The sequence below is a fragment of the Acinetobacter sp. GSS19 genome (genome assembly GCF_028621895.1).
In the GTDB taxonomy this organism is placed as follows: Bacteria; Pseudomonadota; Gammaproteobacteria; order Pseudomonadales; family Moraxellaceae; genus Acinetobacter.
Window position 1 is genome coordinate 35,527 of sequence record NZ_CP117520.1, and the last position, 24,249, is coordinate 59,775.

Annotated in this window: 26 protein-coding genes and 5 pseudogenes; 20 read left to right on the top strand and 11 right to left on the bottom strand. The window is 42.5% G+C overall.

The window, feature by feature from the left end; genetic code table 11:
- The first annotated feature begins 813 nt into the window (after positions 1 to 813).
- The 4 genes and pseudogenes from PGW99_RS00205 to PGW99_RS12350 all read left to right on the top strand — a co-directional run.
- Positions 814 to 1,028 (top strand): annotated as a pseudogene (locus PGW99_RS00205) (cold-shock protein).
- Between the two features lie 111 nt (positions 1,029 to 1,139).
- Positions 1,140 to 1,367 carry a hypothetical protein gene (locus tag PGW99_RS00210; RefSeq protein ID WP_004835542.1) on the top strand — a complete coding sequence of 76 codons (228 nt, stop codon included), beginning with the start codon at positions 1,140 to 1,142 and terminating at the stop codon, positions 1,365 to 1,367.
- A 43-nt stretch (positions 1,368 to 1,410) separates the two neighbouring features.
- Positions 1,411 to 1,608: a hypothetical protein gene (locus PGW99_RS00215; protein ID WP_273778057.1), complete on the top strand. Its 198-nt coding sequence runs from the start codon at positions 1,411 to 1,413 to the stop codon at positions 1,606 to 1,608.
- A 250-nt stretch (positions 1,609 to 1,858) separates the two neighbouring features.
- Positions 1,859 to 1,960 (top strand): annotated as a pseudogene (locus PGW99_RS12350) (DNA-binding protein); the annotation flags it as partial.
- A 21-nt stretch (positions 1,961 to 1,981) separates the two neighbouring features.
- Here the strand turns inward: PGW99_RS12350 and PGW99_RS00220 are convergent.
- From PGW99_RS00220 to PGW99_RS00260, 9 genes and pseudogenes are all read right to left on the bottom strand, one after another.
- A pseudogene (locus PGW99_RS00220) lies at positions 1,982 to 2,170 on the bottom strand (ISNCY family transposase); the annotation flags it as partial.
- 243 nt (positions 2,171 to 2,413) lie between these two features.
- Positions 2,414 to 3,559 carry a porin gene (locus PGW99_RS00225; RefSeq protein WP_273777958.1) on the bottom strand — a complete coding sequence of 382 codons (1,146 nt, stop codon included), beginning with the start codon at positions 3,557 to 3,559 and terminating at the stop codon, positions 2,414 to 2,416.
- Between the two features lie 192 nt (positions 3,560 to 3,751).
- A complete protein-coding gene (gene codA, locus PGW99_RS00230; protein WP_273778058.1) occupies positions 3,752 to 5,047 on the bottom strand; it encodes a cytosine deaminase in 1,296 nt (431 codons plus the stop codon).
- Between the two features lie 90 nt (positions 5,048 to 5,137).
- Positions 5,138 to 5,281 (bottom strand): helix-turn-helix domain-containing protein, encoded by a 144-nt coding sequence (locus PGW99_RS00235; RefSeq protein ID WP_273778059.1) that lies wholly within the window; start codon positions 5,279 to 5,281, stop codon positions 5,138 to 5,140.
- The gene (locus PGW99_RS00240; protein WP_273778061.1) at positions 5,247 to 5,690 is read right to left on the bottom strand and encodes a hypothetical protein; all 444 of its coding nucleotides are present in this window, start codon (positions 5,688 to 5,690) and stop codon (positions 5,247 to 5,249) included. Before PGW99_RS00240 ends, PGW99_RS00235 begins: the two co-directional genes overlap by 35 nt.
- Positions 5,659 to 6,270: a PucR family transcriptional regulator ligand-binding domain-containing protein gene (locus PGW99_RS00245; RefSeq protein ID WP_273778063.1), complete on the bottom strand. Its 612-nt coding sequence runs from the start codon at positions 6,268 to 6,270 to the stop codon at positions 5,659 to 5,661. The genes PGW99_RS00240 and PGW99_RS00245 overlap by 32 nt, the downstream gene beginning before the upstream one ends.
- On the bottom strand, positions 6,267 to 7,544 hold the full coding sequence (gene codB, locus PGW99_RS00250) for a cytosine permease (RefSeq protein ID WP_273778065.1): 1,278 nt from the start codon (positions 7,542 to 7,544) through the stop codon (positions 6,267 to 6,269). The genes PGW99_RS00245 and codB overlap by 4 nt, the downstream gene beginning before the upstream one ends.
- Positions 7,545 to 7,933: 389 nt before the next feature.
- Positions 7,934 to 8,650 (bottom strand): Crp/Fnr family transcriptional regulator, encoded by a 717-nt coding sequence (locus tag PGW99_RS00255; protein ID WP_273777964.1) that lies wholly within the window; start codon positions 8,648 to 8,650, stop codon positions 7,934 to 7,936.
- A gap of 111 nt (positions 8,651 to 8,761) precedes the next feature.
- Positions 8,762 to 9,708, bottom strand: a pseudogene (locus PGW99_RS00260) (TauD/TfdA dioxygenase family protein).
- 555 nt (positions 9,709 to 10,263) lie between these two features.
- On the opposite strand from PGW99_RS00260, the gene PGW99_RS00265 reads away from it, so the two are divergent.
- From PGW99_RS00265 to PGW99_RS00330, 14 genes and pseudogenes are all read left to right on the top strand, one after another.
- Positions 10,264 to 11,601, top strand: a complete 1,338-nt coding sequence (locus PGW99_RS00265) for an amidohydrolase family protein (RefSeq protein ID WP_273778068.1) — start codon at positions 10,264 to 10,266, stop codon at positions 11,599 to 11,601.
- Entirely contained in the window at positions 11,589 to 11,771 is a 183-nt protein-coding gene (locus PGW99_RS00270) for a hypothetical protein (protein WP_273778070.1), read from the top strand. Before PGW99_RS00265 ends, PGW99_RS00270 begins: the two co-directional genes overlap by 13 nt.
- Positions 11,772 to 12,135: 364 nt before the next feature.
- Positions 12,136 to 13,359: pseudogene (locus PGW99_RS00275) on the top strand (DUF3138 domain-containing protein); the annotation flags it as partial.
- A gap of 25 nt (positions 13,360 to 13,384) precedes the next feature.
- Entirely contained in the window at positions 13,385 to 13,600 is a 216-nt protein-coding gene (locus tag PGW99_RS00280) for a hypothetical protein (protein WP_273778072.1), read from the top strand.
- Positions 13,561 to 14,439: an ABC transporter substrate-binding protein gene (locus PGW99_RS00285; RefSeq protein WP_273778073.1), complete on the top strand. Its 879-nt coding sequence runs from the start codon at positions 13,561 to 13,563 to the stop codon at positions 14,437 to 14,439. The genes PGW99_RS00280 and PGW99_RS00285 overlap by 40 nt, the downstream gene beginning before the upstream one ends.
- 15 nt (positions 14,440 to 14,454) lie before the next feature.
- Entirely contained in the window at positions 14,455 to 15,222 is a 768-nt protein-coding gene (locus PGW99_RS00290; protein ID WP_273778074.1) for an MFS transporter, read from the top strand.
- On the top strand, positions 15,201 to 15,689 hold the full coding sequence (locus PGW99_RS00295) for an MFS transporter (RefSeq protein ID WP_273778076.1): 489 nt from the start codon (positions 15,201 to 15,203) through the stop codon (positions 15,687 to 15,689). Before PGW99_RS00290 ends, PGW99_RS00295 begins: the two co-directional genes overlap by 22 nt.
- 96 nt (positions 15,690 to 15,785) lie before the next feature.
- Complete coding sequence (locus tag PGW99_RS00300; protein WP_273778077.1) at positions 15,786 to 16,532, top strand: ABC transporter permease; 747 nt, start codon at positions 15,786 to 15,788, stop codon at positions 16,530 to 16,532.
- Positions 16,533 to 16,535: 3 nt separating this feature from the next.
- Complete coding sequence (locus PGW99_RS00305; protein WP_273778078.1) at positions 16,536 to 16,919, top strand: hypothetical protein; 384 nt, start codon at positions 16,536 to 16,538, stop codon at positions 16,917 to 16,919.
- Between the two features lie 76 nt (positions 16,920 to 16,995).
- A complete protein-coding gene (locus PGW99_RS00310) occupies positions 16,996 to 17,334 on the top strand; it encodes an ABC transporter permease (RefSeq protein ID WP_273778079.1) in 339 nt (112 codons plus the stop codon).
- Positions 17,335 to 17,346: 12 nt separating this feature from the next.
- A complete protein-coding gene (locus PGW99_RS00315; protein WP_273778081.1) occupies positions 17,347 to 17,730 on the top strand; it encodes a hypothetical protein in 384 nt (127 codons plus the stop codon).
- A 32-nt stretch (positions 17,731 to 17,762) separates the two neighbouring features.
- Positions 17,763 to 18,374 carry an ABC transporter substrate-binding protein gene (locus PGW99_RS00320; protein ID WP_273779511.1) on the top strand — a complete coding sequence of 204 codons (612 nt, stop codon included), beginning with the start codon at positions 17,763 to 17,765 and terminating at the stop codon, positions 18,372 to 18,374.
- Between the two features lie 19 nt (positions 18,375 to 18,393).
- Positions 18,394 to 19,023: an ABC transporter ATP-binding protein gene (locus PGW99_RS00325; protein ID WP_273778082.1), complete on the top strand. Its 630-nt coding sequence runs from the start codon at positions 18,394 to 18,396 to the stop codon at positions 19,021 to 19,023.
- A 221-nt stretch (positions 19,024 to 19,244) separates the two neighbouring features.
- Positions 19,245 to 20,075 (top strand): ABC transporter permease, encoded by an 831-nt coding sequence (locus PGW99_RS00330; protein ID WP_273777978.1) that lies wholly within the window; start codon positions 19,245 to 19,247, stop codon positions 20,073 to 20,075.
- 85 nt (positions 20,076 to 20,160) lie between these two features.
- On the opposite strand, the gene PGW99_RS00335 is transcribed toward PGW99_RS00330, so the two are convergent.
- Positions 20,161 to 21,258 (bottom strand): sigma-54 interaction domain-containing protein, encoded by a 1,098-nt coding sequence (locus tag PGW99_RS00335; protein WP_273778085.1) that lies wholly within the window; start codon positions 21,256 to 21,258, stop codon positions 20,161 to 20,163.
- Between the two features lie 222 nt (positions 21,259 to 21,480).
- On the opposite strand from PGW99_RS00335, the gene PGW99_RS00340 reads away from it, so the two are divergent.
- Positions 21,481 to 21,696 carry a TOBE domain-containing protein gene (locus tag PGW99_RS00340; RefSeq protein WP_273777979.1) on the top strand — a complete coding sequence of 72 codons (216 nt, stop codon included), beginning with the start codon at positions 21,481 to 21,483 and terminating at the stop codon, positions 21,694 to 21,696.
- Positions 21,697 to 21,733: 37 nt separating this feature from the next.
- Entirely contained in the window at positions 21,734 to 22,555 is an 822-nt protein-coding gene (locus PGW99_RS00345; protein ID WP_273778087.1) for an ABC transporter ATP-binding protein, read from the top strand.
- 118 nt (positions 22,556 to 22,673) lie between these two features.
- Here PGW99_RS00345 and PGW99_RS00350 read toward each other — a convergent pair whose 3' ends face one another.
- The gene (locus tag PGW99_RS00350; protein ID WP_273778089.1) at positions 22,674 to 24,038 is read right to left on the bottom strand and encodes an LLM class flavin-dependent oxidoreductase; all 1,365 of its coding nucleotides are present in this window, start codon (positions 24,036 to 24,038) and stop codon (positions 22,674 to 22,676) included.
- Between the last annotated feature and the right edge of the window lie 211 nt (positions 24,039 to 24,249).

Below are 24,249 nucleotides of genomic sequence, written 5' to 3' on the forward strand. Positions count from 1 at the left end.
TGGCTCTTCTAACCATGTGGATACTCGTGTATCAAGATCTGAATTACGTAATACCCAATCAGAAATTGAGCCGTGCATAAAGTATTATCGGCAAATACCAGCTTTGCTTTATTAGGGATATCACTGATAAACACTTTATGTGTTGGTAATGAACCAAATACACTTATTTGAGTGTATCTGTATTTATAAAATTCTGACATGAAAACAAATTACTGGGGTGGTCGCCCACTATACCACCATATAATATGACAACAGCCTACCTTTCATTCCACAGCACCAGCTTACCTTTCATTCCACAGTACCAGCTTACTCTCTCATCTGTAAAAGACCAGAGCATCTTGATATTGTGATACGCAATCAAAAAATAGTGCTGAACGAGATCTGCTCATCGATACGAGAAGCGCTGCTGCGCAAAATTGAAATTTTTAGGTGAAGGTGAATAGATATGTAAGAAATATCAGCCTGAATATTATCGCTAATCGTGCAAACATCATGTTGGAATAGATTAGGTGAAATCTTTGTTTTTAAATCTTTCAGCAATAACGCCATTGAAATAACTGAATTTTTTTAAAAATTATCAATTTATTTATAAACAAAATAAATATATATATAAGAAAGCTTGATTATTTCTATTTTTGCTGTATATTTAAATTAACTAGAAAAAAGTCTTGTTCCAGTAAATCTCTCTTAAGTATCGTAGTTTTAGTCATAATCCTTCGTTTTTCAGATTTTAAGTTCCATTCTTTATCATTTTCAAAGTTATATTCAGTCAATAAAATGACTAAAAATTATTAAAAATCAGTAGGATTTATTATGTCTAACTCAAATGTTGTTAAAGGTACTGTAAAGTGGTTCAACGAAACTAAAGGTTTTGGTTTCATCCAACAAGAATCAGGGCCAGATGTTTTTGCCCATTTCAGTGAAATCGCAAGTTCAGGTTTTAAAACCTTATTTGAAGGTCAACACGTTGAATTCAGTATAACTCAAGGTCAAAAGGCCCGAATGCTGTAAATATTATTGCTGTATAAGTAGCAATAAGTAGTAAAAAAGCACGAATCAGTGCTTTTTTTAACCTCAAAATTTAGTTTTGAAGTTATTTCCAATATTGGAAAAAAAAAGTATAAAAAATAGGATACAAATTGTTAAAAGTTAATGAATTAATTGCAAAGTCTAAAAACGGTACTGAAATTATCGTATCTTTAATTCCCTTAAATAAAATGCAAAATACACGTCAAGGTGTTAAAGAAATTGAAGTAGGTAAGAGAGTTCTTCTTGAATCTGGAATCGAGGTTGACTTGAATTTAGATGGACGTACATTTTATGCCTCTTTAAATCAACTATTTAAGTTAAATCATAAAGTTGTTTAGATAAAATTTTGATTTTAAATTGATTATTATTAAAGGTGTTGTAATGTTAAAAAGACAAGTGACTGTAAAAGACCAATTTGGTACTGAATATTTTATCCAAGCTACATTTGATAAAAGTTTTTCTGATATGCAATCTTATTCAAGTTTAAGATATATTACAGTGGATGGTGAAAATATTCGTCCAAGTTTTGAAATACTTTTTCAAAGTCTTATTAGTGGGAAGATTTTTAAATTAATTTAATTCTCATGACTAAATCAAAAAATGCACTTAATTTAGAATACCTTAAAAAGATCTATCGACCTAACGAAGGTGTTTTTTTATGCTTTTTATTTATAATTCTCTCTTTGTCTATAATTGTAACCAGTCTCATACATAATGATTTTTAGATACTTTTCTTACTCTGTTAAATTTATTTTTTTGTCATTATGATTTTGTTTATTTTACATAGAAAAATCTTAAAAGCAGTATTCGAAATCTGTAATCCATAATAGCTAAGGCTTTATGTCAAATCTTGAAAGCAGGGAAGTACTCCTCCAAAGTTGCTCTGGAAAAAGCATTTGGTATTAGCCGACAAGCTGTTTATCTATTTTAAAACCACGCAATTAATCATTCTCTAGATTGGACTTAGAGATGTCTTGGAAAGTGGTAACTCTTCACTTTGCTTCGCCCAAAAACGTTTATTTTGTGTTTTTAACTCTTGATGCTGCTGTTGAATAGGCACCAGGACAGAGCCTAATCGTTTATTCTAAACCACTTCATTTTGCTGTAGCCCAGCGAGTTTATTGAATAGGCTGTAGCCCAATAAGCTGATGTTTCTTTATGGCTTCGTTGTATAAGAGAATCTTCAATCTGCTGATTCTTAAGGATTTACCCCAGTCTTTATTAAAAAATAAATTAAATAAAATCATGGTGTTAGATTTGTGTCTAACAAAGCCAGAAACTATTGGTAAGAAATGAAAAAATCATTAATTTGAAGTCGACTCTTTACATTAGAGAGTCGACTTCAACGTGATTTACATGATCCATCTTGGGGGAGCTAAAACAATTAGAACTTATATGCAAAGGTAATATAAAGTAGCTTTTTCCAATCATTGTCAGTCGAATTAGCAAAGGAATTGGTATTACCACCAACAAAGGCATCATTTTTCGCCAAAATATACTCTGCATTGATAGTAATGTTTTTGTAATCTGCCTGTAGACCAGCAATATTACGGTAGGAGTTTGGCTGTCCATCCTGTTTCATCAAACCACTGAATACGAGATATGGTTTAAATCCTTTCCAATCCTTATAATTCCACGAAGTTTTATAGTCTATATCAGCAACATAATAGTAGGCTTTATTCGCTACATGATATTCCGTATCAAAAGAACCAAAGGTTGAATAGTTCACTCCAGCTTGTTTGTTGTCGATATCCTGATAACCAAAAGTTAAGGTTGTGTCATAAGTTGGTGTCGCCCACTGGCCAAACACGTTGGCATTCATGCGACTGCCGGTCTTGTTGTTATTTTTATTGTCCAAGAATGAATACCAAACGGATGAACCCAGCGTATATCCAGCCGTATCCTTCTGACCCTGATATGCATAACGCATCATTAGCATATTCTTTTCATCAATCTGGGTGGCATTGTCTGATACGCCTTCAATAAAATTGGCACTATAACGTGATGCATCCTTACTATCCCCTTTATAGTTACCGCCATCCTTTGGAAAATAGCCAAAGCTCCAAGACTGCTGATCCTGACTCAGATCATAGCGAATCCCAATATTATGGGTATCCTGCATGCCAATGGTATACATCATACTTTCATAGAAGCTGCTATCCCAATAGGTTCCAATCCCGAATGGAATCGGTTGCAAGCCCACGGTGATTTTCTGCTGCTCATCCAGTTGATAACCCAGATAAGCATCTGACAATGTCATCAAATCACACATTTCATTAAATTGGACACAGCGTGCTGTAATCTTGCCGTCCACTTGATCTTTCTTGTAATTCAGATTGAGCCGGATATCACTGATCTGCGCTTTACTCTTTTCGCTTTCAGCATATTCTTTATATTGATAATTGCCTCGCACAAAACCAGAAACCGACCAGCCCTGTTCTTCCGCATGCGTCACAGTTGTTGCAGATAAAATAGCCAAAGCTAAGCCTGAAGGAATCGTCATATGGTGGAATACATTTTTTTTAAGCATAAGAAACCCCTTATCTATGCAGAACATAGACAATTTTTGATTTAGTGATTTGGATTGCGGGTCAGGTAAATCCGGTTTAGGGCAATGCCGCTTGTTTATATATCCGGATTTTGCCTACCCGCTGGATCAGTTCATCGAAAAATATCTTTCATTCGGATCAGATATTTTTAGTGTGTTGTTTTACCTATTGAATTAGACGCCAATCGCTAAACGCGTAGTCGCAACATCCTGTTGAGCAGGCGTGGTAACAGACAATAATTGCACCTGATCTTCCTGACGCTGCATGATGATGTTGCCATGACGCACACTGAGCACCGCCTTGGCCTGATTCGCGACAACCTCATAATCATTCTTGGCATTGAACAGGATAAAGCTCGCCGGTTTGCCCACTTCGATGCCATATTGATCGCCCAGGCACATGGTTTTGGCAGAATTGTCCGAGATTAGATCCAGACAGTTCTGCAGGTCTTCATAGCCTAGCATGTGACAGATATGCAAACCGGCATCCAGAATGCGTAAGATATTGCCATTGCCGACCGGATACCATGGATCTCGGATCGAGTCCTGCGCAAAACAGATGTTCATGCCAGCACGGTTAATCTCCGCCACGCGGGTCAGACCACGACGTTTTGGATAGCTGTCAAAGCGGCCCTGTAAATGGATGCTTTCGGTCGGGCAGGAAATAAAGTTGATTTTTGAACGCTTCAGCAAACGGAACAGTTTATAGCAGTAGGCATTGTCATAAGAGCCCATGGCTGTGGTGTGACTGGCCGTGACACGTTCGCCCATGTTTCTGACCAGTGCTTCATCGGCCAATACTTCCAGGAAACGTGAGTTCGGATCATCGATTTCATCGCAATGGACATCCACCAGTACATTGTATTTTTCGGCCAAGTCCATCAGGTAATGCACGGAACTCACGCCTTTGTCACGGGTATATTCAAAATGAGGAATCCCCCCGACCACATCGGCCCCCATCTGTAAGGCTTTTTCTAGCAGTACACGGCCATTTTTATAGGACTCAATGCCTTCTTGCGGGAAGGCCACGATCTGCAGATTCACCACATCCTTGACTTCATTCTTGACCTCAAGCATGGCTTGCAATCCGGTCAATTGCGGATCGGTAATGTCGACATGGGTACGCACATGCTGAATGCCATGCGCCACCAGCATGTCGATGGTCTGTTTTGCACGTTGTTTTGTGTCTTCAAAGGTAATGCTGGCCTTGCGTTGTGCCCAGCGTTCAATTCCTTCAAACAGGGTTCCGGACATATTCCATTCCGGCTCACCCGCGGTCAGTACAGCATCCAGATGAATGTGTGGATCAACCAGTGGTGACATCAGTAACTGCTGTTTCGCATCAATCACGTCAGCTCCTTCGAGGGTTAGTAACCCGGCCTGTGGCTCAATCGCATCAATTACGCCATTGTGATAGCTGATGGTGAATAAACCGGTCTTTTTACGTAAGGTTGCATTGATCACTTTCATATTCTTTTCTCTAATCATGGGATATTTGCCAAATTAATAGGGCAACAGAAGCATTCAAACGGAAATTGGGATTGCCCAATGATTGTCCGGTTAATGCTTCAATTTTTGGATACGCTGGTTCAGGGTATTGCGGTGAATACCCAGCCGGGCAGCTGCTTGAATGGCATTGCCACTTTCCTTTAACCAGGCATCCAAGGTTTCAATCAGCAGATAGGGCTGTTTTTTCTGGCTCAATCAGGCAGCCGAGCGTTTCATTCATTAGTTGCTGGGTAACGGCCTTGTTTGGAATTGCCTTGATCAATCTGAGCACGCCCAGTTCGTTATACAGGCAGACACCGGAACTGGTCTTTAAATCTGCGGCAATTTCTTCAGCCTGACAGGCTTCCCAGTAGCCGCGCTGAAAGGCAACGGCAGAATTCACTTCGGTGGAAAGTCCAACATACAACTTGAGATCGGATTCAGACTCGCGCAAAGCAGAAACCAATGCCGACAGAGCCTGGAACCAGAAATTCAGATCCTGATCCTGCAAGGATAGAACCAAACTAAACTGCTCTCCCTGCGGAACAATAGGGAAAACCTGTTCATGCTGTTTTCTCCAGCTTTCCAGATGTTCATAACAGGCCTGTTTTCTGGTACAGATCATGGGTTTTGTGTTGTGCACCACTATCCTGAAAAAAGTCTTGCACATTACTCAAACGAACCACTGCCACCACATGTTGCCCTAACAAGGGTAAACCCAACTGCTGTGCCCGCAACTGAATGGTTTCCAGTGATGGATACTGGCCCAGTAACAGCTGGCTCACCACGTCCTCTGCAGACTTCTTGATTTGCGACAGCTGTACCAAGCGGGTTCCAATCACATGGGTCAGTTCCACTAGCTTGAGGTGGTAAGGCTGTTCAATCAGGGGTAATCCGAGTGTATCGGCCTTTTCCAGCACTGTGGCGGGAATCTCACGAATAAAATCGGTACCGGTCAAGATCACAATACCTGCTACGTTTTTGGTAGCAGCCTGATCTAATAGATCTAGCAGGTTGGCTTCATCCCGTACCTGATTGATACCGGTAATAAATACCAGTTCACCACCTTCAATCCAGTCGGAAATTCCTTCGTTCTCGGCGACATAGAACCAGCGAACCAGACGGTGCACATGATCGGCACCTGCCCGCAGCCGCAGTTCATACAACTGTGGTAGTTCCAGTACCTCTTGCACCGTCATACTCATACTGATGGTCCTGTCATCACTTGTGCTGATTTTTCAGCCGATTTTGCTGGAAATAAACGGATCAACACCACATAACATACGGAAGCAACCACAATCCCGACAATCAGGGCAATCCAGGGAGAGTTATACGCCACGATCGCACCGATGCTATAAGCTATCAGACCATTCCAGTTAAAATTTGGCAGTTCTACATCATTCAGCAAAGGATATTGACCTTTGTAGCGAACCCAGTAATCTGCCATGATGACGCCACCTACAGGTGGGATGATCGCACCGAGTAACAACAGGAATGGCAATAACAACTCATACATGCCTGCGACAGCCAGCACAATCCCCACAATCGCCGCCAGGATAGTCATGGTTTTACGACGTTCGCTACGTACTAAATGGCATGCTGCTGCGGACACGTTATAGATGGTTGGGCCTTGAATAGTCCACAAGTTCATGCACAGCATAATCACTGCTGCGACAGATAGGCCTTGCAATACTAGAACCTCTACAATGTCAGCTTGTTGGTAAACAATCGCCATCCAGGCACCTGCCAAGACCATCAAACCGTTACCAATGACAAAGCTGATCAGACATGCCCATACTGCGATCTTGCCGTTTTTCGACATACGGGTCCAGTTGGTGATTTGTGTTGCGCCACTGGCAAACGTACCAAATACGATGGTTACAGCGGTAGAGAACGTCATGGTTTCCGTTGGCTTAACAGCAGTCAAGCCGGTCCAGCCGCCAATTTCTTTGGTGGCCAATACAATTGAGGTAATGAGCAGGATAAACATCAATGGAATTGAAACCCGTGACAGGTATTCCAGCCCTTTAAAACCAACCAGTGCGGTCACTGAGAAGAGTAAACCGAACAGCACCATTAATGGTATTACCCAGCTTTCTGGCATCCCAACAATTTTCACCAGCGAAATAGCCAGTGTTGCAGTTCCCCAGGCATACCAGCCCAGTTCAGCAAAACCCAATAAAAAGTCGGAGAGTTTGCTGCCTAAATTACCAAAGCAGAACCGCCCCATTAATACCGTATTTAAACCACTGCGGGCGGAAATTAAACCAAGTGATGCAGCATAGAGAGCCAGTAACAGGTTACCAATTGCCGTGATCCAGAGGAGGTCAACAAAATTAAATGCGACGCCAATTTTGCCACCAGCAAACATAGTGCCGGTAAAAAAAGTAAAACTAAACAGCACCATTGCAATCGGAAACAATCCTTTTCGATTGGCTTGGGGTGTTTCGGTCAGTGGACTTTCTTCATGTGTACTCATTTTTAGCTCCAGTCTCTTGCGCTATTCTTGAATACACCTGAGTTTGCAAGAGCCGTGCCGCTTTAAAATAGGGTTACTTTTAAGCAATACGCCCTTTACAACATGTGCAACATGCACATTTATAGATATTTTTAATACATTTCTACGCCAGCTTTTTGTGCATGTTGTTGATTAAATGAGTTGATTTTGAGCAATCTCTAAGGAGTAAATATCACGAAGATTTATTGGTTGATGCCTAAAACTAGAATGTGATTTCCATTCTGGACATGTTTCGTCGATTCTTTTTGCAGAGTAGGAGCGGTGGAAGTCCAAGAATAGACGAAATTTGTCTAGGGGAGTGGTGGTAGTCCCATATTCATGTAGTTTTATAAGCTTTAACGGTTTGCGATTTAAAACTGGCTCAATTTTTTCAGCTGTTCCAGATCCCAAATCACTACCTGATGATAACGCCACTCAAGCATATGTTGCTGCCGAAAGCTTTTCACGATTTTGTTTAAGGTCTGGCGGGAGACATTGAGCAACTCGGCAAAATCCTGTTGGGAAATTTTCAGACGTAGCCGGATGCCATGCAAATGCGGGACACCATATTGTTCACAAAATTTCACCAGATGCCAAGCCAGACGCTGTTCCAACGAAGCATTATGCAAATAGCGCTGTTCACTGAATAGCCGAGACATCCGCTGGCTCAGTAAGCCGATCATCCGCCACATGGCTTGCGGTTCGCGTTGCAGCAATTGTAAAAAAACTGGACCATCTATTATCGCAATCGCGACCCGATCCAGCGCAATAAAATCATAATCCATCGGCAACTTCTGGAAAAAAGGTACCAGATTAAACGCGGATGAGTGACTCATATAATCAGCCATTTTGAGTTGGCCATTTTCCTGCAACCAGCCAACCTGCAAGGTACCTTCGAGCAAAACATATAGATCATTCGCTTGTTGTTGTTGCCGCAAAATCAGCTGTTCCGCCCAAAAACGCCGATATTTGGCATGGCGTAATAAGCACTGTTTGGCTTCTCCAGAAAAACCGCGAAAAACCTCATCCTGTTGTAATACCTGTTCCAGGCTTGTCGCAAGGGAAAAATGAGTGGATAGGGCAAACATATCTCATCAAAAAAGGACCAAATATCTTGCGATACTAGGTCCTGCTCATCATGCATCCAACCAATTTTTTTGGCTATTGTTATTCTTGTTTTAGGTGCTGTAAAAGCGACCTTACGAGGCTTTTTCGTAAATACGGCCTTCTTCCGAACGTAGATTAGAAATATCCTTATTCACCACGCTCTTCAGGACTTTGCTTGGCTGACCATCTACACCCACCGGAATATCTCCTTCAATGGTGACACGGGTGGCCACACGTAAGGCATCCCCATAATCGTTAATGGCACGGTGCTGCGTTGCTCGGTTATCCCAGATCGCAACATCTCCAACCGCCCAGCGCCAACGCACCACATTTTCCAGCTGAGTAATATGGCGCTGGAACAGATCGAACAGGCGGCGAGAATCTTCGCTGTTATAACCACTGAAGCGTTTAAAGAAATGACCTAGCACTAGGGTTTTCTCGCCCGATTCAGGATGCACTCGTACAAGAGGATGCTCAGTTTCAATTTCGACTGCGGTTCTAAACAGGTCCTGATGCTCCTTACTACGGTATGAAGACACATTGCCCGCATAATCATAGTCATTGCTGTGTACAGCACGTAGCTGGTCGGCCAATGCTTGTAATTCAGGGTTAGATCCTCATAGGCACTGGTGGTGTTGGCCCAGACCGTATCGCCACCTACTTCGGGTGCAACCACATTGCGCAGGATGGTAGCTTTCGGATAATTTTCCAGGAAGGTAATATCGGTATGCCAGGAATCGGCACGACCACCGCGTGAATCAATAGACAAGGTATGTGCCGTACCATCCTTTACAGGAACACTTGGATGATTCAATGGTGTACCCAAAAGTGCAGCAAAGGATTCCTGCTCAAGATCAGTCAGATGTTGCTGTTCACGGAAAAAGATGACCTTGTATTGCAGCAAAGCCTGGTTAATTTCAGCAACTACTTCCTTATCCAGCTCACCACTCAGTTTGATGCCCTGAATTTCCGCGCCGATACGTCCCGTCAACGGTTGCACTAATAAATGTTGGTAAGCTTGGTATTCAATTTGACTCATGACTTATTATCCTAAAAAAACTATTTTGATCGTCTTTTCAACATCAGTTGATGAATACAGTCTGCCAAGCCAAATATAGAAAATCTGTCAATCAGGCGACAAAGTTCAGCAGGATATCTGCTTTGCTTTCTTAATTTTTACCCTGTCATTTCTGCTTAACGTCCACAATTGCTGTGATGCATGTGGTCTTAGCTACATAAAAAGCCTTATCAATAAGACAATCTTATTATTATTCACTGAAGCATTACGGTGCTTATTAGAGGAACCGATGTTAGGTTTGGTATTGGATTTTTATGGTATCTCAGCAAAATCGATTTTTATATTTATTGACCGCTTTATAAAGAGAGATACTTATCTAAAAGATAGAAAGCTAAATAGATATTAAAGCTGATTTGTTATAAGCAAGTGTTGAAAAAACAACATGAAAAACGATTGAAAACAAACATAATTTGTTGGTGTTTTTAAATAAAAATAAATAAAAACAATTAGTTATTATTTTGGCATGGTTGTTGCCATATAGAGAATACGAAAAAATTAAAATTTAGGTAATTAACCATGACAGTTTTAAAAGATTTAAAGGCAAAACAATCGCGTGCTGCTCAAGTGCGTTCTCAGCTTGATTTTCCAGTGATTGATACGGACATTCATACTAATGCCTACAGCCCAGCACTTGAGGACTACATTGCACAATATGGTGGTTCAAGTGTGGTAGATCTATTCAGAACACATTTAAAAGATAATGGCCTGAATGGCTTAGCTGCAGAATGGTATAGTGCAACGCCACAAGAGCGTAAAGACCGTCGACTATTCCGTCCACCTTTCTGGGCGCTACCATCTGAAAATACATATGATTTGGCAACCATTGCTTTACCCGGCCTCTTGTATGAGCGTTTAGAAGAGTTGGGTACTGACTACGCTGTGCTTTATCCAAATCTATCTTTATTCCCAATCAATTCATCTAATGATGATTTGCGTATATCCATTACGCGCGCAATTAACCATTTTCATGCCGATATTTATCAGCCTTATTCTGACCGATTAACCCCAGTGGCTGCAATTCCACTACATACGCCACAAGAAGGAATTGAAGAGTTAGAATTCGCTCAAAAGTTAGGCTTAAAAACAGCGTTAATTCCAGGTTCGGTACGTCGTCCAATTAAATCTATTGCAGATCGATATCCTGAAGATGCTGATCTGCGTCGCTACGCTTATTGGTTAGATTTTTTTGGGATTGATAGTGAATATGACTATGACCCGTTCTGGCAAAAGAGTGTAGACCTAGGTATTAACCTGTCAACGCATTCAGGCAGTCAGAGCTGGGTAGCACGTAATTCACCTACGAATTATATGTTCAACCATATCAACCATTTTGCAGATGCTTCTGAAGCATTGGCAAAAGCTTTGTTCTTTGGTGGTGTTACTGAGCGTATTCCACAGTTGCGTATCGCCTTGTTAGAAGGGGGTGCAGCATGGGGTCAAAATGTCTTAACGCATTTAGTCGACCGTTTTGAAAAACGAGGCAATGAGCATGTGCACCAATATAATCCGGAACGTCTCAACCGTGAGCTAGCTATCGAATTGTATCGTCAATATGGTCACACGCTCTATAAAGGTCGTGATCTTACTGACACTGAAATCGTAGAAAGTCTGTTTGGTGTAGTTGGAACTTCTCGTTTCCAGGCACAGAAACCTGATGAAATTAATGATTTTGCTTTGGCAAAAATCCAGACAAAACAAGATATCTGGGATCGTTGGGTACCAAACTTTTACTTCGGAAACGAGGCAGATGACCGAACAATCGTCGGTGCTTTGAATCCTAAAGGCAATCCATTTGGCCAAAAATTAATGCGCTCTATTCATCAGATTCAGGCCATTGGGATGTGCCTGAATTAACTGAGCCGTTGGCAGAAACTTGGGACTTGGTGCAAGAAGGCGCGATTACGGCAGAAGACTTTAAGGCCTTGGTGTTCACCAACCCATACCAGTTCTATACCGCCAATAATCCTGATTTCTTCAAGGGCACGCGAGTTGAACACAAACTGAAAAACAATCAGGCCGCTTAAACCTAACTACTCGGAAAATTGAAACAACCTCATGCCTTTGGCATGGGGTAGAAATTTTGTATTTAAAACAATAGATGAAGTGAATGTAACAATGAGAAAGACGAGTTTAACTGTTGCGATTGGATTTATTCTGACGACGACATCGAGTTTTAGCTTTGCCCAGGATGCCACTCTCAACAAGCAATTGGAGGGACTCAAAAGCAGATTGAAGTTTTACAACAGCGTTTAAATGCAGTGGAAGTGCAAAGTTCGACATCCACAAAAAAGCAGTTGTTCCAACCACTGTGAATGCAGATAACAGCGAAGTGCTGACGGATCAAGACAGCGAAACTGGTGAAGAGACCTAACGGCTGAAGCGACCCCTGCAACATCCGACGATATTGAAGGTTTAAGAGCCGATATCGAAAACTATAAATATGACCAGTCTCGTCAGTACGAACGTCAAACCGTGAAGTCGACCCGCGATACGACTTTATTCGGTACGGTGCAACTGCGTGCCAATGTGCAGGACAATAACACAGCACCCAATACACCGAAATCAAGCTTCGATGTGGGTACGGCATTGCTGGGTGTGCGCGGTAACTTGTTTAAAGATTATAACGAAGGTAAAAACCTCGATTACCAAGCCTCTTTTGGTTATTCAAAACGTAATGATGGCAGCAACAACAGTAATTTTAACTTGCTGGATGCTTACCTGCGCTATCACGTATTTTCCACCAATGGCGGTGCAGAAGTTCCCAAGCTGAACCTGACTTTGGGTCAACAGCTCTTGCCATTTGGTCTGGACGTGCAATCTCCGGAAGATTTACGTCCAACTATTACCACGGCAACTGCGCCGACGTATTTGGGTTTATTTACCCGTCAAAATGGCTTGATTGTGCGTGGCGATGTCAAGCCATTTGTGGACTATGGCGCGAACTATCGTGCACCGTTGTTTGAATACGCGCTTGGGGTGACCAACGGTAATGGCAGTAACAAGACCGATGACAACAATAGCAAAGATTATATCGGTCGCGTGGCATTTACCTTACCTGTGGATTATGCCAGCTGGCTTCGCGAGCTGAAATTCGGTGCTTCCTATATTAAAGGCGAAGCAAAATTATCCGGCTCAGGCATTAGCGACAACAAGGCCAAACGTGATCGTCTGGGTTTTGATGTGTATTACAACCACGCACCGTTTGGCGTGACCTATGAATATTTGCAAGGCAAAACCGATTACATCGATACGACCGTGCCTGCGGTTAAAGAAGCCAAAGCTGAAGGTCATACCGTTACTGCGTTCTATACCTTGGGTGACCAGTTCTATAACAGCATTAAATCCAATGCCAAGTTTGATGATTTCTGGCCGAAATCGGTTCAGGGTTACTACCGTTATGACAGCTATAACCCGAATAAAAATCAGAAAGATTATCTCGATAGCGCAAGTGGCCGTATAGGTGAATATGACATTCATTCACTTGGCTTAAACCTGTTTTTTGCACAAACCACCAAATTCCAGTTACAGCTCAATCACTACATCTATGACATTGAGACTGCAACCCAAAAAGATACCAACGAATTGCAGGCGCAATTCCAGTACACCTTTTAATTTTTATTGTTAAGGAACAGATTTAATGAAACTTTTTTCTAAAAAAATTGCAGCAACATTTTTAGCCCTCTCCGCACTCGGTTTAAGCCTGCAAATCAATGCAGCCAATCCGAAAGAAATCCGCATTTCTATGTCGGGTGCCGGTGAAGGCGGTAAGCCAAAACAGGCGGGAGCTTTGTTGCTTCGGCACATTTACGTGGTGTGCTGGAACAGGAATTCAAGAAAGATGGCATTGCGGTGAAATGGTTATTCTTTCCGGGTGCAGGACCTGCCACCAATGAAGCCTTAGCCAACGGTAAAGTCGATTTTGCTTTACATGGGGACTTGCCGTCATTAGTGGGTCGTTCAACAGGTCTTAAAACCAAGGTGCTATTTTCAACTGGCCGCTTTGGCCCAACCTATGTAGTAGTTCCTGCTGGCTCAAATGCCAAGTCATTTGCAGACTTAAAGGGCAAGAAGTTTTCAATCTTTAAAGGGACAAATCAACAGATTGTTTTTAACCGCGTCCTGGCTAAATATGGCTTTACTGAACGTGATTTACGGGTGATTTCACAAGATGCTTACTCTGCGCGTACAGCACTTGCCACTGGGGATATTGACGCTGCGATTACTTCACCCTTTAGTCTGGTTTCCCGGGGTGTAGCCAAAAGCCTTGTGGAAATTAAAGATCCCAAAGTCGCACCAATTGCCCATTTCTGGGTAACTGAAAGTTTTGAAAAACAATATCCAGAAGTGACGCAGCGTGTCGTTACCACGCTGATCAAACAGGCAAAGTGGAGCTCGGAAGAAGCCAACCGTGTCACCCAGTATAAGCTGTGGTCACAAAGCGGTATTCCACTGGTTGATTATCAAAAAACCTGGGATGGCTGGAATCTGAAAGACCGTACTTCGCCATTACTGGACGAGTTTCATCGTGCACAAATTGATGAAGCTTTAAAGATTGCTAAAAATGCCAAACTCATTCGCCGTGATGTAGATACCAAAACCTGGTATGAACCGAAATACCTTAACAATGCTTTAAAAGAACTCAATTTACAGAATTATTGGCGTGCATTTAATGCCAATGGTCAGCCGAAATAAGTTGAGCAGTGGCATATGACTTCACTGGATACATCCACCTCCACACTAAGCCTGCGATTTATGGGCAGCTTTATTAGCCTAACTATTTTTGCAGGGCTTGGTGTCGGGGTTGCCCGTGTACTCACCTCACTGTATGCCGTGCAACTGAATGCTTCTGAGCTGCAGCTGGGACTGATCTCGGCTGCACAGAGTATTGGAATCCTGATCATGGCTTTGCCTATTGGTGTGCTGGTCAAGCGACTGGGTTCATTAAAGGTCTTTAGTTTTGGGAGTTTAATGGGTGCTGTAATGTACGCATTGACTCCACTACAGGCTGATGCCTGGTATCTGATGATCTGCACTGCACTGGTCAGTTTCATTTTGCCGATGCGTTTTGTATCAATTAACACGGTATTTCTGAGCAATTTAAGACTGTTAGGACCTACACGTGCAGGATGGTTTCGTGGCTCGCATATGATGGGTTTCTTCCTGATCGCCCCGACTTTGACGGTGCTACTCATTGAGCATTTTGGTTATCCAGGTAGTTTTTACTGGGTGGCCAGCCTGTTTATGACAGCACTTATTTTTGCGCCCTTATGCTTCCAGCAAAAATACTCAACTGAAGGGCAGGGCAATTTCCAATGGCAAGAAGTGATTGCCCCGCTATATCTGCTAAAGAGTCATATCGCCTTGCGGATGGTCTGTCTATTTGAGCTATTAAGCAGTATTGCCAACAACTATTTTGGTTTTTTCATTGTTGTAATCGCGATTCAAGGTTTTCCTTGTCTGAGTCTACTGCCGTAATGTTGCTCACCACACAAGGTCTGGTTTTTGTCGGGTCGCTCTTCACGATGGGTAGCCTGGCCGAATGGTTAGGGTATTACAAATTTTATTTAATCGGTCTCAGCCTGATTGGTAGTGGTTTATTACTGCTGGCATTCAGCACGATCAGTTTCTGGTTATGGCCGGCCTCACTTATGTTGGGCCTCGGGCTTGGCATGCTGCATATCGCAAATTTTATGTCATTTGCCAAAGTCGGTGAACAAACCGAAATGGCAAAAGTTTCTCCTATTTTAGCCCTGGTTGGACCAGTCGGTGGCTTGTTGGGCGGTTTTCTCGGTGCAGCGTTTGGAGCCAGCATCGGTCTGCAAAATTTATTTCTTCCGATAGGACTGGCGTTTTTGGCCTTGATCCTATGTTTATTCAAAAATCAGGTCTTTCAGCAATTCTTAGTACAGAAACCTGAGCAACACATGGTAGAGGGAAAATAATCATGAGCCTAAGTGATGTATCAGCAGCTTCAGTTCAGGGGCGTAGCAATCTAAACATTTTGCTTTTATGAAAAAAATCTGAATGGAACCTTACAGTTGGCTTGTGGTTTGCTGTGTCCGGTATTAGTCCTCGGGCTTTGGTACGTTGCCTCCATCAAGCTCTGGTTACCTGAGCAAATCTTGCCACCGCCAGCACTGGTCTGGCAAAGCACTGTTGAACTGTGGCAAGAAGGGGAATTGCAATTCCATTTCCAGATCAGTGCCAAACGGATTCTTTGGAGCGTCTTGCTGGGATCTGGTGTCGGAATCATCCTAGGGACTTGGCTAGCACTGATGCGACGTAGCCGTGATTATGTTTTTCCGACCATCAATCTAGTGGCGCAGTTCCCGATTGTCGGCTGGATTCCGTTATTGATGATCTTTTTGGGGATTGATGAAGCTCTGAAAATTGCTGCAATTTCACTGGCTGTCTTTCCTGCTGTCCTGATCGCAACCTATAAAGGGATTGCTCAGGTGCCACGTTCACTGCTGGAAGTGGCAGAAGTCTATCAATACAGCAATCTGCAGAAGTTAAAGAATGTGATTTTTCCTGCGGCTCTACCCAGTGTCATTAGTGGACTGCGTCAGGGCATTATGCAAGCCTGGTTAGCACTAGTATTTGTTGAGTTACTGGCTAGCAGTGAGGGTATTGGCTTTCTGATGGTCTGGGGCCGTCAATTGATGCAGATGGATCTAATTTTTATGGCCATTATTTTGATTGGCCTAACTGGCTTCATTCTTGACACAGTTTTAGCCAAAGTAGAACAGATCAGCCGTTTCTACGCCACTCGAGTAGGAGGATAAGTGATGAGCCAATCAACTTTTTTTAATCGTGACAGTGTGAGTCCTGTGATTGCCAAAATGCTGAAGGCTTTAGCTCTTCCAATTCTATTTATTGTTCTATGGGCATTTGCTTCCGCATTGGACTGGCTGAATCCCAAATTGATTCCATCTCCGCAAGCAGTGCTATCCAAGGCCATCGCAGTATTACCACAACCGGACTTTTTAAACGGCCTGGTTGAAAGTCTGCTGCGTAATTTTAGCGGCTATTTTATCGGGGCGACAACAGGTGTGCTATTTGGAATAGCGATCGGTGTATCAAACTCTCGAACTGGCTATTTGCACCAAGCTTTCATCTATTGCGTCAGATTTCACTCTTTGCCTGGCTACCTTTGGTTTCAACTTTCTTAGGTGAAGGACATCTAGCCAAGATTTTATTCATCAGCCTATCGGTTTTTATCCAGTTGCACTCCATACATTCGAAGGTGTGAGCAGTATTTCGCATAAATACCGTGAAGTGGCGCAAGTGTATGAGTTTCCAAGAAGCTATGCCTTTCGCAAGCTGATCCTGCCGGGGGCTTCAGCACAGATCTTTGTGGGCTTACAGATGGGTCTGATTTTCGCATGGTTGGCGACCATCGGTTCAGAATTTTTACTGGCCAACTATGGCAATGGTCTCGGCAATATCGTGATTCAGGGCCGTCAGGCTTTTGATGTCGAACTGATCATTTTTGGCATGCTGCTGATTGGTTTGGTCGGTGTGATCCTGAACTCTATTCTGGCAAAAGTTGAAAAGCGTGTATTTCGCTGGAAGCGACCATCTTGAGGAGGAATAACGATGAGAATACTTCCTAAAAACTGGCATAAAGCACTCGTTTCTGTATTGATAGGTGGTTGTGTGGCGATGGGTTGTAGCACCTCGCAGGTGGATCATAATACGGCCAAGACGACTCAGACTTTACGTTATCAAAGCTATCCGGGGCTGGTGTCCTTGCCTGAGCTTGCTCAGGATCTGGGTTATTTCAAAGATGTCAAACTGGACTATGTTGGAACTGTACAGGGCGGACCTCAGGACTTATTGACTCTAGTGGCCGGTGATGTTGACTTTGCTTCAGCCTTTAATGGTGCAGTCGTCAAAGTCATCGCTGCTGGTCTAGATGTGGTACCTGTCGTGGCTTCATACGGCAGTGACCAGGACATGAATGTCGGTTTTATGTATTAGAAGACAGTCCGATTCGGACAGCACGTGACTTCATTGGTAAAAAGGTCGCAGTAAATGCCTTTGGTGCTCATTATGAGTTTGTCATCAAAGACTATCTGGCTCGCCACGGCCTCACGCCAGCTGAAATTCGCGAAGTTGAACTGATCGTATTACCTCCGGTCAGTACGGAACAGGCACTACGCAATGGTCAGATTGATATTGCCGTGTTTTCAGGCATTTTGGAAAAACGTGCACTGAAGACTGGAGGGGTACGCCCGATCTTCAAGGATATTGAGCTGTATGGACCGTTTACCGCTGGAAGCTATGCGATGCGTCGTGACTTTATTGAGCAGAATCCAGAGTTAGCCAGAATTTTTGTCAGTGGTATTGCTCGTGCTCAGGACTGGCTACACCACACTCCCAAAGAACAAGTCATCGCTCGGATGGAAAGCATCATTGATAAACGCCAGCGTAATGAAACGAAAGTGCTGATCCCTTTCTATACTGGAACCGGTGTTGCTGAGTTGGGTGGGGTGCAAAAAGATGCAGACTTTCAACCTTGGGTGGATGCTTTGGTCAATGAGCAGAAATTAAAACCAGGGCAAATTCAGGTGAGCACACTATATAGCAATCAATTTAACCCATATGCAAATTTAAAAAATTAAGAATATAAGGATTATTAGCATGACAAGTGCTTTAAATTTAGATCATGTGCGCAAGGTATTTCCCGCACAAAATCATCCCAACAGTAAACATTATAAACCTGAATTTGTCGCTGTTGAAAATATCACTTTGGACATCCAGCAAGGTGAGTTTGTTTCTATTGTCGGACCGAGTGGTTGTGGTAAATCAACTTTACTGGACCTGATTGCAGGTCTGACCAAACCCTCCTCCGGACAGATTTTGCTAAGTGGCAAACAAATCACCCAGCCAGGCCTCGATCGAGGCATCGTGTTCCAACAATACGCCCTTTACCCTTGGTTGACAGCACTGGAAAATATTGAATTTGGGTTGGAAGCCAAAGGAGTCGACAAACAAACTCGACGTGCCAAGGCAGAATATTATTTAAAACTGGTCGGTCTAGCTGGCTTTGAGAAACATTATCCAAATGAACTCTCCGGCGGGATGAAACAGCGCGTGGCAATTGCTCGCAGTCTGGCCTATGAACCTGAAATTTTATTGATGGATGAACCTTTTGCCGCACTGGATGCCCAGACGCGTGAAACCTTACAGGAAGAGCTGATTAAAATCTGGCAATCTTCCAAAAGACTATTGTGTTTATTACTCACAGTATTGATGAAGCTATTTTCTTGAGTCAGCGTGTCGCGATTATGACCTCTCGCCCGGGGCGAATTAAAGAGGTCATTACAATTCCTGAAAGTCTGAAAAGCAATGCCGAAGATATTCGCTCAACCCCAGCATACGGTCAGTTACGTCATCAAATCTGGTCACTGCTGAGTGAGGAGGTCATTAAGGCGCAGGCACTCGAAAAGACAAACAGCTTGTGCATTCATAAGCAAATCGAGGGATCAAAAATGAGTATAACGAAACAAACTTTGACCTATGACGAAACTTATAGCGGTATCAAGCCTAGTTTACGGTTTACACTACTGAATATCGTATTTAAACGCAGTATCGCTATATTACTATTCCTGGCGCTCTGGGAGAGTCTGCCACGCTTTGGGGTGGTCAGTTCTGCATTTTTACCGCCATTATCAACTGTTCTAGATAGTGCATGGCAGCTCTATCAAAGTGGACAACTCGGCACGCATTTTCTGGCTAGTATTCGCCGCTCCATCATCGGTTTTGCATTGGCCCTAGTGATCGCCATCCCTTTGGGGTTGGTCATTGGCTGGTATAAGTTGGTGGCTGAAACATTAAATCCCTTGCTGGAATTGTTCCGTAATACTACGGCCTTGGCTTTAATGCCTTTATTTATACTGTTTCTGGGGATAGGTGAAGCCTCTAAAATCAGTTTGCTAGTCTATGCCTGCACTTGGCCGATTCTGCTGAATACCATTACGGGTGTACAGACTGTAGACCCTTTGTTGATCAAATCCGCGCGAACCATGGGTTTAAAACCTCATCAACTGTTTAGAAAAGTGATCTTGCCCGCTTCAGTCCCTACAATTTTTGTCGGCATCCGTCTGGCCGGGGCTATTTCGATCTTGGCCCTTGTTGCCGTGGAGATGTTTGGAGCTAAAGCTGGTCTTGGCTATCTGATTATGTATTCCCAGTTCAGTTTTGAAATTCCACAAATGTTTGTTGGAATATTAGTGATTACTCTAGTTGGATTAAGCTTCAATTATATTTTAATTGGCTTCGAAAAATATTTCACAAAATGGAAGAAAAACCCAGTTGAATAATTTAATAAAAACCCGTTTTAAATAAAACGGGTTTTTAATATTTATTTAAATTTTAAAATAAATCATCTGACGCTATCCAGCATACTTAAATCAGGCCATGTTTTAATAAACGGGTTCGCACAACATTACGTGTTACACCGAGCAACTTGGCTGTATGCACCTGATTATATTGACAGTATGCATATGCACTACGGATAAACTGTTTTTCTATAAGTTCATTAATGTTAAGATCGGTTAAGTGTGTTGATGACTCAAATAACTGTCTAAACGTGTTTTGCAATAATTGTTCAGCATCTTGCAGATGATGAATTGCTGAATTTGAATCTGCAGCAATAGAAGAGCTGTGTGGTAAAAATCCGGAAGATTGACCATTCCCGATGACTAGGTTCGAAAAATTGATATCTTCTGGCTCAATTACCCCATTTTGACTGACCAGAATCGCATGCTGAATGGTATTTTCTAGCTCACGGATATTGCCTGGCCAACGATGTTGAATGAGCTTTTTCGCAGCTAAAGAGGAAATGCGCAACGGGGTCTGGTGTGGATTGGTCTGATAGCGTTCTACAAAGAATTTGGCCAGCGGCAGGATATCTGCGCGACGGTCTGCCAAGCGTGGAATGCGTAGTAAGGCCACATATAAACGATAGAATAAATCCTCACGGAACTTTCCTTCGATGACCGCTTTTTCTAGATCCACATTGGTCGCAGCAATGATGCGGACATTAATCGGGATCGGCTTTAAAGACCCCACCCGAATAATTTCCCTTTCTTGTAAAATCCTTAATAATTTCACCTGCATCGGTAACGACAGATCGCCAATTTCATCCAGAAATAAGGTGCCATTATGTGCTGCCTCAAACCAGCCGATACGCTGATGGATCGCTCCGGTAAAAGCGCCTTTTTCATGTCCGAACAGCTCGCTTTCTGCGAGAGACTCAGTCAAAGCGCCACAATTGACCGCAATAAACGGCCCCTTGGCACGATAACTCAGATCATGAATTTGACGTGCTACCAGTTCTTTACCTGTGCCAGTCTCGCCAATAATCAATGCATTTGCGTCACTCGGGGCAATCTGTTTGATCCTGTCCAGTAAGGCTTTGGACCGAGGATCCTCAAAAACAGTAGCCGTAGCGCGTTCATTTCTCCGTGTCTGGCTTATAATCGGATGAGTAAAAATAGACATATGCTTTCAATTAATTATTAAATATTATCAATCATGGAACATTTAATTTACTTTCATAAATAATAAATCAGTATTTTATTATCCAAATACCCAATAAGTTTTTATAAAAAACTAAGCATAAAAATATAAAATCAGTATAAATAATCTAATATTAAATCAAGATAAATACTTTATATAAAATATTTTATAGTAGGCTCATCATAAACAAAAGAGTTAAATATAATGGCAATTACCTCAGTCAATGTTCGTAACCAGTTCAAAGGCGTTATTCAAGAAATTGTAACAGGCAGCGTAGTTTCAGAAATTAATGTAGAAACTAAAGCCGGTATCTTTACTTCTATTATCAGCACACGCTCCGTTCAGGATTTAGACTTGAAAATTGGTTCAGAAGTGGTCGTCTTAATTAAATCTACCGAAGTCTCATTGGCCAAGCTTTAGATCCAAGTCTGATTTAGATCAATACAAGGAGTAAACGATGTCGCAGCAAGATCTTGGTTCTTTATCGATTCAACAGTTAAGTAAAAGGTATCCTTCGCAAAATAGTGAAGACCTGGTAGTGCTAGACGGAATTAACCTGGAGATCAAGCCTGGGGAATTCATAAGTATTGTTGGCAGTAGTGGGTGTGGAAAGTCTACTTTGTTACGATTGCTGGTCGGTCTGGAAAACCAGTATCAGGGAACTATCTTGGTTGATGGTAAAAAAGCCTTTGGTACCAGCTTAAACCGCGGGATTGTGTTTCAGGATCACCGTCTGTTTCCTTGGTTGAGTGTCCGGGAAAATATCCGCATTGCACTGCATAAAAGCAATTTAAGCCATGCTGAAGAAAATAAAATTATTGATGAGCATCTGGAACTGGTGAATCTCAGTAATTTCAAAAATGCCTATCCTTCACAGTTATCGGGAGGGATGAATCAAAGGGTTGCCATTGCGCGTAGTTTGGTGAATCGTCCAAAAATTCTATTGCTGGATGAGCCTTTTGGTGCCTTGGATGCTTTGACACGCCAGAATTTGCAGGATGAGTTACAGCGAATCTGGCAAACTGAAAAAATCACCATGATCATTGTGACTCACGATGTGGAAGAAGCAGTCTTTTTGGGCGATCGTGTGGTAGTGATGCAGCCACATCCGGGCCGGATCAAACGTATTGTGAATGTTCCTGTTCCACATCCACGTAAGCGTGAAGATGTACGTTTGCATAACATTAAAAATAATATTTTGCAGGACTTTAGCGATCCTAGCAAAGATGTGCTGCTTCAGGCACCGAAGCAGTTTTCAGATTATCAGTTTGCTTGGTAGCAGTTTAAATTTACCCCTAAAAAGCCTGCGTTCGCAGGCTTTTTTGTAGTGTATTATTTTTGATTAGCAGGTCTGTGAGGGATATAAAAAATGCCCCGAAGGGCATTTTATTATTTGCTTATGAGGCGACTTTATTCAGTTTCCGTGCAGCGACATACTGATTTTCTGGACGTTTGAGGCCAAGGTTTTCACGTAAGGTGCTGCCTTCATATTCAGTGCGGAATAGACCCCGACGCTGTAATTCAGGTACGATAAAATCGACGAAGTCATTCAGACCGGCAGGGGTGGTAGGAGGTAAGATGTTAAAGCCATCAGCGCCTTCATTTTCAAACCATTCCTGTAGCTGATCGACGACCTGCTCAGGCGTACCCACCAGAGTCCAGTGTCCCCGTGCTGAAGCAATGTATTGATACAGTTGACGGATGCTAAAGTGATGGCGGCGAGCAATATCAATCATCATCTGCTGGCGACTAGAGAAGTTGAGATCAGCATCTTCCAGTGTTGGGAATGGTGCATCCAGATCATATTTCTCTAGGTTAATCCCACCAGATAAACCTGAAAGTAGTGTCAAACCAACTTTCGGATGGATTAAGTTATTTAAGAACTCATATTTTTCTTTAGCTTCTTCTTCTGTTTTTGCCACAAAAATGGAAACTCCTGGCATGATTTTCAAGTCATCTGGATGGCGGCCGTATTTTAATAAACGGTTTTTCACATCACGATAGAACTCTTGCGCATCTTGCAGGTTTTGCTGAGCAGTAAAGATCACTTCGGCATATTTTCCGGCCAGTTCACGCCCCTCCTCGGACTGGCCTGCTTGAACGATGACAGGATAACCTTGCGGTGGGCGAGAGACATTCAACGGACCTTGAACGTTGAAATATTGACCCGTATGCAGTGGCTCATGCACTTTATCTGCATGGAAAAATTCTCCTGTGCTTTTATCATAAATAAAAGCATCATCTTCCCAAGAATCCCACAGTTTTTGGGTCACTTCAATAAATTCATGCGCACGTTGATAACGGGTTTTAGGGTCAGGATGTTTTTCCAGACTGAAATTGCGTGCAGTATCGGGTGAAGCCGTAGTCACTACATTCCAACCAGCACGGCCTTTAGAAATATGATCTAAAGAGGCAAATTTACGTGCCAAGAGATAAGGGTCTTCATATGTGGTCGAGGCTGTTGCAATAAAGCCAAGATTTTGAGTAACTGTAGACAATGCAGCAAACAAGGTAACAGGTTCAAAACCTACCGGTTTATCACCTAACCCTCGTTGCCCTTCTTTTGCATTACCCCAGCGGACCGATAAGCCATCTGCCAGAAAATAAGCATCAAATAAGCCACGTTCTGCGGTTTTTGCAAGCTCAATCAGGTAATCAATATTCAGATGATCCTGCGGGCGTGATTCAGGATGCCGCCAGCCGGCAGCATGTTGGGAAGTTGCCGGAATAAAAGCCCCGAGTTTAATTTGACGTTTGGCCATGTCTGTTTCCTTGGTATTTGATATTTTCATCCAACAGATAGGTACAATTACCGTGCCAATAAAATTTTTTAAATTAAAACAAAGGTATAAAACGCTTAATTATTTTATGTGTTTAAATTTCAACAGTATTTTTGCCTAAGTTCTGCAAAAGCTACAGCAAAAAAAATGCGTTACTTAGACGGAAACCAATGGAATAAAAATCAGTAGCAAT

Excerpts from the sequence above, each read along its gene's own strand:
- PGW99_RS00345 (WP_273778087.1), top strand. The coding sequence starts at position 21,734 with ATGTCGCAGCAAGATCTTGGTTCTTTATCGATTCAACAGTTAAGTAAA.
- PGW99_RS00335 (WP_273778085.1), bottom strand. The coding sequence starts at position 21,258 with ATGTCTATTTTTACTCATCCGATTATAAGCCAGACACGGAGAAATGAA.
- PGW99_RS00265 (WP_273778068.1), top strand. The coding sequence starts at position 10,264 with ATGACAGTTTTAAAAGATTTAAAGGCAAAACAATCGCGTGCTGCTCAA.
- PGW99_RS00290 (WP_273778074.1), top strand. The coding sequence starts at position 14,455 with ATGACTTCACTGGATACATCCACCTCCACACTAAGCCTGCGATTTATG.
- PGW99_RS00325 (WP_273778082.1), top strand. The coding sequence starts at position 18,394 with ATGACAAGTGCTTTAAATTTAGATCATGTGCGCAAGGTATTTCCCGCA.
- PGW99_RS00330 (WP_273777978.1), top strand. The coding sequence starts at position 19,245 with ATGAGTATAACGAAACAAACTTTGACCTATGACGAAACTTATAGCGGT.
- PGW99_RS00225 (WP_273777958.1), bottom strand. The coding sequence starts at position 3,559 with ATGCTTAAAAAAAATGTATTCCACCATATGACGATTCCTTCAGGCTTA.
- PGW99_RS00350 (WP_273778089.1), bottom strand. The coding sequence starts at position 24,038 with ATGGCCAAACGTCAAATTAAACTCGGGGCTTTTATTCCGGCAACTTCC.
- codA (WP_273778058.1), bottom strand. The coding sequence starts at position 5,047 with ATGAAAGTGATCAATGCAACCTTACGTAAAAAGACCGGTTTATTCACC.
- PGW99_RS00340 (WP_273777979.1), top strand. The coding sequence starts at position 21,481 with ATGGCAATTACCTCAGTCAATGTTCGTAACCAGTTCAAAGGCGTTATT.
- PGW99_RS00315 (WP_273778081.1), top strand. The coding sequence starts at position 17,347 with ATGAGAATACTTCCTAAAAACTGGCATAAAGCACTCGTTTCTGTATTG.
- codB (WP_273778065.1), bottom strand. The coding sequence starts at position 7,544 with ATGAGTACACATGAAGAAAGTCCACTGACCGAAACACCCCAAGCCAAT.
- PGW99_RS00255 (WP_273777964.1), bottom strand. The coding sequence starts at position 8,650 with ATGTTTGCCCTATCCACTCATTTTTCCCTTGCGACAAGCCTGGAACAG.
- PGW99_RS00245 (WP_273778063.1), bottom strand. The coding sequence starts at position 6,270 with ATGAGTATGACGGTGCAAGAGGTACTGGAACTACCACAGTTGTATGAA.
- PGW99_RS00280 (WP_273778072.1), top strand. The coding sequence starts at position 13,385 with ATGAAACTTTTTTCTAAAAAAATTGCAGCAACATTTTTAGCCCTCTCC.
- PGW99_RS00305 (WP_273778078.1), top strand. The coding sequence starts at position 16,536 with ATGAGCCAATCAACTTTTTTTAATCGTGACAGTGTGAGTCCTGTGATT.
- PGW99_RS00240 (WP_273778061.1), bottom strand. The coding sequence starts at position 5,690 with ATGATCTGTACCAGAAAACAGGCCTGTTATGAACATCTGGAAAGCTGG.
- PGW99_RS00215 (WP_273778057.1), top strand. The coding sequence starts at position 1,411 with ATGTTAAAAAGACAAGTGACTGTAAAAGACCAATTTGGTACTGAATAT.